General features: G+C 41.5%; 11 protein-coding genes and 1 pseudogene. All 12 read right to left on the bottom strand.

Annotated features, from left to right (window positions below; all coding sequences use genetic code 11):
* The coding region (gene argC / locus K1J09_RS06100; RefSeq protein WP_223340967.1) for an N-acetyl-gamma-glutamyl-phosphate reductase at positions 1–731 on the bottom strand (731 nt) is incomplete at its 3' end.
* Positions 732–974: 243 nt separating this feature from the next.
* Entirely contained in the window at positions 975–3,593 is a 2,619-nt protein-coding gene (gene alaS / locus K1J09_RS06095; protein ID WP_223323385.1) for an alanine--tRNA ligase, read from the bottom strand.
* A gap of 38 nt (positions 3,594–3,631) precedes the next feature.
* Entirely contained in the window at positions 3,632–4,213 is a 582-nt protein-coding gene (locus tag K1J09_RS06090) for an LURP-one-related/scramblase family protein (RefSeq protein ID WP_223323383.1), read from the bottom strand.
* Positions 4,214–4,353: 140 nt separating this feature from the next.
* Positions 4,354–5,361, bottom strand: a complete 1,008-nt coding sequence (gene prsA, locus K1J09_RS06085; protein WP_223323382.1) for a peptidylprolyl isomerase PrsA — start codon at positions 5,359–5,361, stop codon at positions 4,354–4,356.
* Positions 5,362–5,474: 113 nt separating this feature from the next.
* A complete protein-coding gene (locus K1J09_RS06080; RefSeq protein WP_002917505.1) occupies positions 5,475–6,158 on the bottom strand; it encodes an O-methyltransferase in 684 nt (227 codons plus the stop codon).
* A gap of 1 nt (position 6,159) precedes the next feature.
* Positions 6,160–7,962: an oligoendopeptidase F gene (pepF, locus tag K1J09_RS06075; protein WP_223323379.1), complete on the bottom strand. Its 1,803-nt coding sequence runs from the start codon at positions 7,960–7,962 to the stop codon at positions 6,160–6,162.
* Positions 7,963–8,125: 163 nt separating this feature from the next.
* Positions 8,126–8,434: a hypothetical protein gene (locus tag K1J09_RS06070; protein WP_002896048.1), complete on the bottom strand. Its 309-nt coding sequence runs from the start codon at positions 8,432–8,434 to the stop codon at positions 8,126–8,128.
* A 35-nt stretch (positions 8,435–8,469) separates the two neighbouring features.
* A complete protein-coding gene (locus K1J09_RS06065) occupies positions 8,470–8,844 on the bottom strand; it encodes a hypothetical protein (protein WP_002896050.1) in 375 nt (124 codons plus the stop codon).
* Positions 8,841–10,430 carry a hypothetical protein gene (locus tag K1J09_RS06060; protein ID WP_002896052.1) on the bottom strand — a complete coding sequence of 530 codons (1,590 nt, stop codon included), beginning with the start codon at positions 10,428–10,430 and terminating at the stop codon, positions 8,841–8,843. The genes K1J09_RS06065 and K1J09_RS06060 overlap by 4 nt, the downstream gene beginning before the upstream one ends.
* A 1-nt stretch (position 10,431) precedes the next feature.
* The gene (locus K1J09_RS06055; RefSeq protein ID WP_032914211.1) at positions 10,432–10,818 is read right to left on the bottom strand and encodes a DUF1310 family protein; all 387 of its coding nucleotides are present in this window, start codon (positions 10,816–10,818) and stop codon (positions 10,432–10,434) included.
* A gap of 167 nt (positions 10,819–10,985) precedes the next feature.
* Positions 10,986–11,371, bottom strand: a pseudogene (locus K1J09_RS06050) (DUF1310 family protein).
* A gap of 326 nt (positions 11,372–11,697) precedes the next feature.
* Entirely contained in the window at positions 11,698–12,084 is a 387-nt protein-coding gene (locus K1J09_RS06045) for a DUF1310 family protein (RefSeq protein WP_223323375.1), read from the bottom strand.
* Between the last annotated feature and the right edge of the window lie 303 nt (positions 12,085–12,387).

Raw genomic sequence — 12,387 nt, 5'->3', positions numbered from 1 at the left:
CTGTAAACTGTCGCCACGATGCCACGATTGAGCGGAATGAGGGAAGTTGAAAACTGAATCTGCTGCAATCCCTCATCAAAACGCTGCAACTGCTGCACAATCTCAGGAATATGCTGATGCTGATTTAACTTGTAAGTCACATAATTGTCATGCACATGGACAAAATGGCTGGATGCAGCTGGATTTTTCCCCGCCCCTGTCAAACCGCTCTTAGCATCAACAATAATGGAGTCCAGCTCAATAGCCTGAGCCTGCAGCAAGGGAATCAAGGCCAATTCTGTAGCCGTTGCATAACAGCCGGGATTGGCAATAAATCGCTTCCCTCTAACATCTGTAAACTCAGACAGCCCATAAATAAACTCTTTTTGGACGTAGTCTTCTGCTGGCTCTTTCTGATACCATTTTTTATAAATATTCCCTGGTAAACGATGATCGCCAGATAGGTCAATGACTGGAAATCCTGCTTCTACAAAATCTTTTGACAAATCTTTAGCCACTCCGCTTGACGTTGCAAAGAAAACAAGATCTGCTCGTCGCATAATTTCCTGACTGTCGAAAGCTTCTATTTTTAGGTCGCAAATCCCCTTCAAATGAGGATAAAGCTCTGACACAGGAGCCTCCATATCTTGACTGGCATGAAGGGAAACGACTTCTGCCTGCGGATGTTGCAGTAAAATACGGAGGAGTTCCATTCCTGAGTAACCAGTAATTCCTACAATCGAAATACGCATATTTTTAAAACACCTCCGTATAAATATGCGTTTTATTTTACGCGCATATTTTCTCTTTGTCAAGCATTTTATGTATTTTTATGCAATGTTTTTGGAAATATCATTAATTATGTGAAAGAACATTCATAATTTCTTGACTTAAAGCGGCTTTATTTGCTTCTCATACAGATAAGTAAGTGACCTAAGAGCACAGAAAAAGATCTACCCAAAGAGCAGACCTTTTTATCTATCGTTTATCTAACATTACAACTTCTCAGCAACCGCTGCTAGCAGGGCTGGAATAGCGGATTGCTTGCTGCCGCCAGCCATAGCCATGTCTGGCTTACCGCCGCCTCGACCATCTACAATCGGTGCCAATTCCTCAATCAGATTACCAGCATGGACGTCCTTGGTCTTGCTGGCTGCAAGAACATTGACCTTATCACCAATTGCTGCGACCAGTACGAGAACATCTGAATAGTCCTTCTGCTTCCAAGTGTCCGCAAAGGTACGCAGGGCACCTGCATCAGAAACAGAGACCTGACTAGCGATAAAGCTATGTCCATTTGCCTCTTGAACATTCTTGAAGACTTCACCAGAGGCCGCTGCTGCTGCTTTTTCCTTGAGCTCTGCGTTCTCTTTTTGGAGTTGACGTAGCTGCTCTTGCAGCGCTTCTACCTTGTGAGGCACTTCCTTGATTTGCGGTGCCTTGAGGGTCGCTGCGATAGCCTTGAGTGCCTCTTCTTCCTCGCGGTAGGCTTCAAAAGCTTCCTTGCTGGTGACTGCCAAGATACGGCGAGTGCCAGATCCAATACCCTCTTCTTTGACAATCTTGAAAATGCCGATTTCAGAAGTGTTGCCTACGTGAGTTCCTCCGCAAAGCTCGACTGAGTAGTCGCCGATGGTTACGACACGAACTTCTTTACCATATTTTTCACCAAAGAGCGCCATGGCACCCATTTCCTTAGCCGTGTCAATATCCGTCTCCACTGTCTCAATGGCAAGAGCTTCCCAGATTTTCTCATTGACTTCTTGCTCAATAGAGCGCAGCTCTTCTGCTGTCACCGCTTGGAAATGCGTAAAGTCAAAGCGCAGGAATTCTACTTCGTTCAGAGAGCCTGCTTGGGTTGCATGGTTACCAAGAACATTATGCAAGGCTGCATGTAAGAGGTGAGTTGCTGTGTGGTTTTTCATCACACGGTGGCGACGGCTGTGGTCAATTTCCAGTTTGTAGCTTTGACCCAGAGCTATAGGAGCCAAGACTTCTACAGTATGTAGTGGCTGACCATTTGGTGCTTTTTGTACGTCCCTTACTTGCGCTACCAGATTGCCTGCTCCATCAAAGATTTGACCGTGGTCGGCTACCTGACCACCCATTTCAGCATAGAATGGTGTTTCTGCAAAGATGAGGGCAGCTGTTCCTGTCTCAACAGCTTCGACTGCTGCATCATCCGCCACGATAGCAAGGAGTTCAGCTGTCAGCTCTTCTTTTTCGTAGTTAAAGACACTCTCTACGGTGATAGCCTGCAGGGTTTCATTTTGCATGCCCATTGAACCACCCTTGACAACAGAAGCACGTGCCCGATCTTGCTGCTCTTTCATAGCCGCTTCAAAGCCAGCACGATCTACAGTCATGCCTGCTTCTTCAGCAATTTCCTCAGTCAACTCCAGCGGGAAACCGTAAGTATCGTAGAGTTTAAAGGCATCTTGACCAGCAATAACAGTTTGTCCCTTAGCTTTCAAATCCGCAACAATTGTTTCTGCAAAGTGTTGACCAGAGTGCAGAGTACGAGCAAAAGATTCTTCCTCACTCTTGATAATCTTTTCGATAAAGTCTTTCTTCTCAAGAACTTCTGGGTAGTAGCTTTCCATAATCTTGCCCACAGTTGGTACAAGTTTGTAAAGGAATGGCTCATTGATACCCAATTTTTGACCATGCATTGAAGCACGACGAAGTAGACGACGAAGGACATAGCCACGGCCTTCATTTCCAGGAAGAGCCCCATCACCAATGGCAAAGGAAAGCGAACGAATATGGTCTGCGATAACCTTGAAACTCATATTGTCGACATCTTGGTCATATACCTTGCCAGACAGTTTCTCTACTTCACGAATGATTGGCATAAAGAGGTCGGTCTCAAAGTTAGTCTTAGCCCCTTGGATAACAGCGACCAAACGCTCCAATCCTGCGCCCGTATCAATGTTCTTATGTGGCAATTCCTTGTACTCGCTACGCGGTACAGCAGGGTCAGCATTGAATTGTGACAAGACGATATTCCAGATTTCGATATAACGGTCATTTTCAATATCTTCTTCTAAGAGGCGCACTCCAATATTTTCTGGATCAAAAGCCTCACCCCGGTCAAAGAAAATCTCTGTATCTGGTCCAGAAGGTCCAGCACCAATTTCCCAGAAGTTGTCCTCAATCGGAATCAAATGACTAGGCTCAACGCCCATAGCAATCCAGCGGTTGTAAGAGTCCTTGTCATCTGGGTAGTAGGTCATGTAGAGCTTGTCTTTGGGGAAATCAAACCACTCAGGGCTAGTCAAAAGCTCGTAAGCCCACTCAATGGCTTCATCACGGAAATAATCGCCGATAGAGAAGTTGCCCAGCATTTCAAACATGGTATGGTGGCGGGCAGTCTTTCCAACATTTTCAATATCGTTGGTCCGAATGGCTTTTTGAGCATTGGTAATCCGAGGATTTTCCGGAATAATGGTTCCATCGAAGTATTTCTTGAGAGTCGCAACACCAGAGTTAATCCAGAGCAAGGTTGGATCATTGACTGGCACCAAGCTGACAGATGGTTCTACAGCATGACCTTTAGTTGCCCAAAAATCCAGCCACATTTGACGAACCTGAGCACTTGACATTTGTTTCATGATTTTTTCTCCTTAAATTTTTTCTAAAAATAATTGCATTATGAGGACGAACTTTCCAGCATTTCGACATAATCAATAGCGACACAGAGGGAAATCACCAAATCTGAATAAGTCTCCTCATAGATATGAACCTGATAAGTAGAGGTCAGATGAAAGAGCTCCTTGGTAATCTCTGCAACGACTTGATTGCTGTCATCCAGCAGACGAAAGTTTAAATCCCAGATGTTTCCTTCAACTCGTAGCCCCAAATTATCAAATTTATACTTATCACGCAAAATAGTGAATTTCTGACGGATATAAAAGCTATGCCCGCTGCTGAGTTTAATTTCAAACTGAGGCAGGAGGGTTAGAAGGGTTTTGGTAATCTGACTGACGATTTGACCCTGACTATCATAGATAGTAAAGGTCTTAGGAATCTGGAAGAAAGAGCCTTCCACTTGGTAATCCACATTCCCTCGATCGTCCTTGATATCAAAGCGTTCGCCGCCTAAGCGAAATCTCTGTTTGACAAGATAGGTTTTCATTATGTTACCTCCACAGTCAACATAAAAGACAAGTTCCTCGTCTGAAGGGCGAAAAACCGCGGTACCACCTTCATTCAATGAACTTGTCATTCTCATTTCGTATTCTATTTTTCAAGATGAGTAGCATGATTCCCCGTCTCAGATGGCTCGCAGCACCGCCAATTCTCTGAACTAAGAACTTGAAAAATCAATTCTCACCAGTCTTATTATACTTGCTTATTGTCTTTTCGTCAACCTTATTCTGCGGCTGATGATGAAGCTTCTGCCGAACTGTTTTCAGCTGCTGAGCTGGACTCAGAAGTCTTTGAGCTGCTGGCAGCACTTGATGAAGAAGTTGAAGAGCCTGTCGTTTCAATATACTGAGCAAAGACAGATTGGAAAGCACTGTCCTTAACCTTGATGTTGGCATCTTTCAGCTCTTTAGCGACAACGCTTTGGATAAAGCTAGTATCTTTTTCTTTTTGCGCAATGATAATCTTTTTCAGCTTATCTTTGTAGTCTTTCCAGTTAGAAGATTTCTCTGACTTTTTGACCAGCTTAACAATATAGTAGCTTGCTGAGTACTGTGAATCTGGCACAGTCACAAGGTCTGAAACGCCATTTTCTTCCAAAGCAAAGGCAGCTTTTTTGACAGCATCTGGAACATCAGTAGAGCCAGAGTCAAACTTAATTTCTCCGCCTTTTTCCTTAGTGGCAGTATCGGTAGAGTTTTCCTTAGCGATTTGACTGAAGTCTGCTCCTTCAGCTTTAGCTTTTTCGAGAACTTCCTTACCTTTGTCTTCGCTGTCAACCTTAATGATTTGAGCCGTTACTTCTGGCGTGTAGTTTTCAAAGGCAGCCTTGTAGTTTTCATCAGTCAGCTCTTTTTCAGCAGCCTTCTTAACGGCATGCTCTACTAGCATATTGGTGCGGATTTGCTCCTTGTAGGCATCTTCGGTCAATCCGTTTTGAGCCAAGACTTGGGCAAAAGCTGTACCGTAAGCAGTTTTAGACTTTTCGAAAGCATCCTTAACATCCTTGTCTTTGACGTCTTTGCCGTATTTTTCTTCAAAGATGTCTTTGATAGCCATCTGCAGCAAGACCTGCTGAGCTGCACCATTGTTTTTCACTTGATCGTAAAATTCATTGACAGTAATCGTGTTTCCTTTCATGGTCACGATGTCCTTGCCTTCTGAGTTGGAACATGCTGCTAATACAGCGACTGACAAGAGTGTCACAGCTCCTGCAAATATTTTTTTCTTCATTTTATAATGACTCCTTATTCTTAAAAGTTCACGTTTTCTATTGTAGCACAAATTTGAATTGATATCTTAAATTTTACTAAAAATTTTTGGAAATTAGGAAAAAATCAGAGATGTCATTTTTTTCTAATCATAAGCAGCCCATCTCCTAAGGGAAGCAGACTAGAAGTTAAATCTGGACTGTCCAAAGTTGCGTCAAAAAGACTATGCAGACCTCGGTAAATTGCCCGTTGGCCACGCTTAATGTCCTCAAAAGGCTTGGCAACATCTCCGCCTTGAAAGACATCATCAATGAGGATCAGGCCACCAGGATTAAGGCGCTTGAGGACTTGGGGCAGAAAGACCACATACTTGGACTTGGCAGAGTCCATAAAGACAAGGTCGTAAGAATCATCCAGTGTCTCAAGCAAATCCATTGCATCACCTTCCAGCAGAGTGATCTGCTGACGGCTGTCATACTTAGCAAAATTAACCTTAGCCAGCTCAATCATCTCTGGATTTCGATCAATAGTCGTAATCTGAGCCTGAGGCGCATGCTCCGCCATCAAAAGGGCCGAAAATCCAATAGCAGTACCGATTTCTAAAATCTTCTCTGGCTGCAGACTTTCGAGTAGCAGGCGGAAGTAAGCCACTGTCTCATGGGGAATCACGGGCACATTTTCAGCTTTGGCAAAATTCTCCAGCTCCTTGAGTCCACCAGTGACCGGTTGGAGACGCTGTCTCATAAAGTCTACGACTTCCTCTTTGACCACTGGCCGGCGCATATTGGGATTAGAGTTTTGATTATAAGTTTCGACCATCTTATGCCAGTCCCAACTTTTCTACCAAGGCTTCAAATTCGTCCAAGCGACGCTCAAAAACAGCAAAAGCAGCATTTAGGTAGTCTTCTTTTTCCATGTCTACACCTGCTTTTTTGATGACATTGAGGGGATAGTCAGAATTCCCAGCTTTGAGATAGTCCAGATACTTATCCTTGTCTTCCTGACTGCCATGGACAATCTTTTCAGCCAAGGCAGAAGCCGCTGAAAATCCTGTCGAGTATTGGAAAACATAATAATTATAGTAGAAATGTGGAATCCGAGCCCATTCGTACTGAATCTGCGGATTGTCTTCTTTTTTCAGTCCATAGTATTTCTCGTTCAAATCAGCGTAGAGATCATTGAGAAACTCGCTGGTCAACACTTGACCTTCTTGGTCAGCCTTGTGGATAGCGTGCTCAAACTCCGCAAACTGGGTTTGACGGAAGACCGTACCTCGGAAGCCGTCCAAAAAGTGGTTGAGAATAGCAAAGCGGGTAGCATCATCTTCTACTTCTTCCAAGAGCTTCTCTGTCAGGATGTTTTCATTGGTCGTTGAAGCAATCTCAGCTAGGAAGATAGAGTAGTCTCCGTAAACATAAGGCTGGGTCTCACGGGTATAACTGGAATGCATACTGTGACCCGTCTCGTGCACCAAGGTAAAGAGATTGTCCAGTGTGTCCTGCCAGTTGAGCAACATAAAGGCATTGGTATCATAAGACCCGCCTGAGTATGCCCCTGAGCGCTTGCCTTGATTTTCATGAACATCAATCCAGCGCTCTGAAAAAGCTGTCTTCACTCGGCTCAAATAATCCTCACCCAGAATAACCAGAACTTCCTCAGACTTGGCCAAAGCTTCCTCATAAGTGAACTTGTAGTTTGTCTCTGACAAAGGGGTGTACATATCATACATCTTCAAGTCAGAAATGCCTAAAATCTTTGCTCGTAAAGCGATATATCGCTGCAAAAGAGGCAAATGCTTATTGACAGCTGAAACTAAGCTATCGTATACACTTTCTGGAATAAAGTCAGCTGATAAGGCTGCTTCACGGGCAGATGAAAACTTGCGGACTTTCGCATTGTAATTGTGAACCTTGACATTGGTCTGCAAAGTCTTAGCGTAGGTATGCTGATACTGCTCGTATACGCTGTAGAGAGCCTCATAAGCTTCCTTACGGACTTCTCGGTTCTTAGACTCAACTAGGGTAATATAGTTACCGTGGCTGAGCTGAACTTCATTTCCATCATCGTCATGCACCATCGGAAAGACGATATCTGCATTATCCAAAACAGAAAAGGTTTCGCCCGCTGCCCCAAAAATTTCACCAGCACCGGCCAGTAGTTCCTCTTCACGCTGTGTCAGGATGTGAGCTTTCTTTTTCAAAAGCTTGTCAAAATAATGCTGATACTGCTGCAAGGCTGGCTGCTCAGCCAAGAAAGCTTGGTACTGCTCTTCTGTAATCGCCATAAATTCGGGCTCATAGAAAGCAAAGCTTTGACCAAAGTCGCTGTATAGAGTCATACCTTTAGCCTGATACTCTTGGTACTTAGCCACACGTGTATCCTGGTCATTCTTCATATGAGCATAAGAATAAAGCTTTTCAATACGACGCATCAAGTCCAGCTGGATTTCAGTCGTTGTTAAGAGACTATCCGCTGAATCCAGCAAATGCCCAGCCAGACCAGCTGCTTTCTTCACTTCTTCTGAAACCTGCGCCAACTCCGCTTCAAAGGCTTCATCTGTTGGGAAAATGGTACTCAAATCCCAAGTATATTTTTCTTCAATTTCATTTCTTTGTTTTGCCATAAAAAAATCCTCCGACTCCCCTATTCTATCACAAAATTCTACTTTTTATAAAACTCAAGTACCAAAATCACATAGTAGCTAGGCAGACAGACTTAATTAATAAAAAAAACTCTTTGAACCTAATTCCTGACCAAAGAAAAATTAGATTCCAAAGAGTTCATTGCTAAATTTCTTCAAATTTCGTACCGCTGTTGTCTATAACGCTTACAACTTTTTTAGAAAATTGCCCTTTCATCGAGCTATCTATCTGATCTGCAGCTACTTTCACGCTCTCTTGAACAGTCTTTGCGACATCGGTAAAAAGAGTATCATAATTGCTTTGAAGGCTGCTTTTTTGAGCTAACAAAAGAGGAGCTAGAACATTCGTTATAATTTGCTTTTCTATTGCTTTTCTAATTTCTGCCAAATCAGATGTTTTAGATGGTGAAAAGTAACTTTTTACTGGTGTTGAAGCTATTTCTGATATAAACATAGGCTTTTTCCTTTCCTCTGCTCTAAACAGCAGATTTATTTAGAATCACGAAGATGAGAATAGCTATCTTCAATTTCCCATTCTAAACGGCGTCTCTGCTTAGAGAATGTTTCCAAAACTTTCTCATCTTTTAGATCAAGATTTTTCAGTTCCTCGCTGCTAGCCTCTTCCGCCAACATATCATAGGATTCTATATACTGATTTAGAGCTTGCCATTCGATACTAGTGTCCCTTTCTTGTTTCCGTAAAATAGCAGTCGCCATTTCATACTCTTCTTGTAGCATGACGGAAAAAGCTTTTTTCTTAGATAGGATGACATCTCGTTCTTTATCAATCTTCAAGCGTTCCCGCTGAAGTTCTGAGTAAAGCTCCTCCAACTCTTTTTCTTTTTTAGCTATATCCTGCTTCATCGATTGATTTGGTTCCATTGCTCAAAATCTCCTGCTAATGTCTGATCTTTAGCCAGCAGCTGCTCAATTCCAGCTTCAATCTGACCTTGCAAAACTTCAAAGATAGTTAGAAGCATCTGAAATTTAGACAATCGACTTTCAAAGTGCTCTTGTAAAGATCCGACCAATGATTGATAATCTGCACCTCCAGCCTGATAGGCTGCAGTCACCTCATCTGGACTAAGACTGAAGCCCTGAGGAACCTTTCCCAACTGCTCTGCTAGCTTTTCCGCTTCGCTAACAACCTGATCTCTAGCCTGCTGCAACGTGTCATAGCCTAGTTTGGTTACATTTACTAAATTTTGAACAGTTGCCTGGGCTTGAACACTGTCCAGATAAATCTTTTCATTACTGCTAAATCCACCCTTAAACAGATACTTCTTCATATTCTGGTAAGGAATCATATTGGCTTTGATGGTATCCTTGATAGTCGTCTTTCCTGTCCCATCCATAAGCACAAAATTTTTATTTTTATCGTAGATATAGCCCTCCATCATATGCTGAGCACCTATTTCCTTTTCGACAGTCGCAATATGATGTACAATACCAGCAGCATTTTCACTGCCAGATAAGCTGTAGCCTAAGCTGACGATATCCTTATGGTCGATATGATTAAAGATCTTATACTTAGCGCTATCCAGTCGTGCCTGCTGTTCCTTGGGCAAGAGAGGATAGATATTAGGGCCATTGTAGATATGGACTGTGCCAATATGGCGCATCTCCTCCTCTGTCAGGGTGGATAGAGCATACTGGATATCCATAGAACCCAAAGAGTGTCCGTAAAGATCAATCTTGGCATTAGGGTACTTACGAATGGTTTCCTTAAGATGCTTAGCCGCATCCTTAAACTGAGCCGGAGGAAACTCTTGTGTCTTTTTGAGATAACTAGCAGCTACCAAAATATTCGGTGCAGCAATTCCTGTCGTGAAAGTTCCGCCAGAAACACCTGCAAGATTTGATATAACATTCTTCCTCAGCTCATTAAAGGGATTTTTATTGAGAGAATTAAGGCTCTGCTTCACAGCTTGACCAGCATCTTTATTAAAGATTCCGACTACATTTCCTATCTTATTACTTACGTCTCGATCTGCCTTATCTAGTTCTTCTCGGCTTTTTTGAGTAATAATATTTTTTGAATGACGATAAACAAAAGGGGTAGCATATTCTACTGCACCTACAGGTCCCAGACGGTGAGATGCCGTCACAAAGTCTGTAGGCAGCCAATCCGTAACAGTATCGTGGATTAACTTAGGAGTGTGCGTCTTGGTCTGAGAGCCCTGCATCATGACTGTCACATCCTGCACCTGAGCACGCTCAGCATCCGAAGCGGAGTAAGGGACCGGAGATTGCTCAGGTCCTTTACCATTATTTGTAAATACAAAAACTTGCTCTTCATGGCCATTTACATTGTCGTATACCTGAGAAAGATTACCAATATATCCATTCTTACCAGCTATTGAATAATTTTTCCCAAATTCTAATTCACGATACTCTACCAAAGCTGCTGCAACATTCTGCTTATCATTGTACTCTGCATTATTAGCCATGTTAATTCTCTCCTAATAACTCACTCAATTCTTGTGGAATACCATATGATACAACTTCATATTCTCCAGTATCTTCTTCTTGAACAGTCATATCAATATTCAAAACTTCATTCCCATTAATAATTATATAAACATTTAGTCCACCCATAGGATTATAATCTAACTTATCCTTTTGAATTTCATAGGATTTAATCTTTCCTTCTGGTGTCAAAGCTTTAGGATCTAAACCTTTGAGAAAATTTTCCAAGGCTTTCTTCATCTTTTTACTTTCTGAAATCTGAAGAATTTCTTCTTTTTCTGACCGACTGTTTAGCATACTGCAACCTCCTAAAAACATAGCTGAACTGAGCGTGATGATACTCAGAAAAATAATAACTATTTTCTTCATGATAGCTCCTTTCACTTCTCATCTTTGCTAAAGCTGGAGCCTTAGCAAAAATGGGAAACTAGATTTAGATTAATGTTTTATATTGATTATTATACTATTTTTATCGAGAATATGAAAGCGGAATCATCGGAGATTCATAAATATAAAATGCTCTATCATATGTCATGTCATTCTCCCCTCAACTTCTTTGCAAGCTCACCAGATATTACATAACCTGTATGCTCTAATTTCCCTTCAGATTCTTCCATCAATGTTGTTTTAATAGTTAATTCTGGATCACCATTGATTATAAGTTCAACGATTACCCCCCCATAGGATTATACTCTAATTTATCTTTGTTAATTGAATATTCTTTTATAATCCCCTCCTCAGTCAATGCTTTAGAATCTTCCTGTCTTAGTAATTCTTCTATTGCTTTCTGCGCTTTCTTCCCCTCCGCAATCTGAATCATTTCTTCTTTTTCTGACCGATTATTTAGCAAGCTGCAGCTTCCTAGAAGCATAGATGAACTAATCGTGATGATACTCAGAAAAATGACAAAAAATTTCTTCATGACAGCTCCTTTCGTTCCTCATCTTTGCTAAATCTGATGCTTTATCAAAAATGGGAAAATGGATTTGGATTCATGTTTTATATTATCATTGTTTTTTCAGAAGAAAATGATAGCACAATTATTGTTAGAAAGTTGTGAAAGAAAAACCTTATTCTTCATTGACGTGTACGTTTCGTAAACTTGGGAGATAGTGCCGATGTAAGCAACATCTTCAACTATTCCAGCCCTCCAATATGCATGTTCCCATCAAATTCAAAAAATGAAATATTGACATGCTGTCGATCCTTATATCCCGTACTATCAATAGGATTTAAGCAGCCATCCATTTATACACCTCCAACAAGTTTGTCAAGTTTATCAGATGCAAAATAACTCGCTATTCTATATTCACCCGTCTTTTCTTCTAATACCGTCATACTCATATTTAACTCATGGTCATTATTGAGAACCACATAAACCAACATTCCTCCCATAGGATTGTACTCCAACTTATCCTTTTGAATTTCATAAGATTTAATTTTCCCTTCTGCTGTCAGAGCTTTAGGATCCAGTTCTCTCAACTCTTTCTCAATCGCCTTCTTCATTTTTGTACTTTCCGCAATCTGGATCATTTCTTCTTTTTCCGACCGACTGTTTAGAATGCTGCAGCTTCCTAGAAGCATAGCTGAACTAATCGTGATGATAGTCAGAAAGATGACAAAATATTTCTTCATGATGACTCCTTTAGTTTGTTACCTTTGCTCAAACTGATGTCCTAATGAAAATGGATTTGGATTAATGTTTTATCTTATCATTGTTATACTTTTTTTAGAAGTCTCAAGTACTCCAGTACGGATAAAGAGTTGTAAAGACAAAAACTCGTTCTCCATCACGCTTGATATTTTTATAAATTTGGGAGACGGTGCCTAAATAATCCTCCCTTTTACATCATATTCTTTACAACATGCATACTCCCATACTCATATAAATAAGTTCCACCAAGTTGTTTATCTTCATATTCTTTAACATCAACAGGG

It is taken from the genome of Streptococcus sanguinis (assembly GCF_019928825.1).
Taxonomy (GTDB): domain Bacteria; phylum Bacillota; class Bacilli; order Lactobacillales; family Streptococcaceae; genus Streptococcus; species Streptococcus sanguinis_L.
This window is presented reverse-complemented; position numbering and strand designations above follow the sequence as displayed.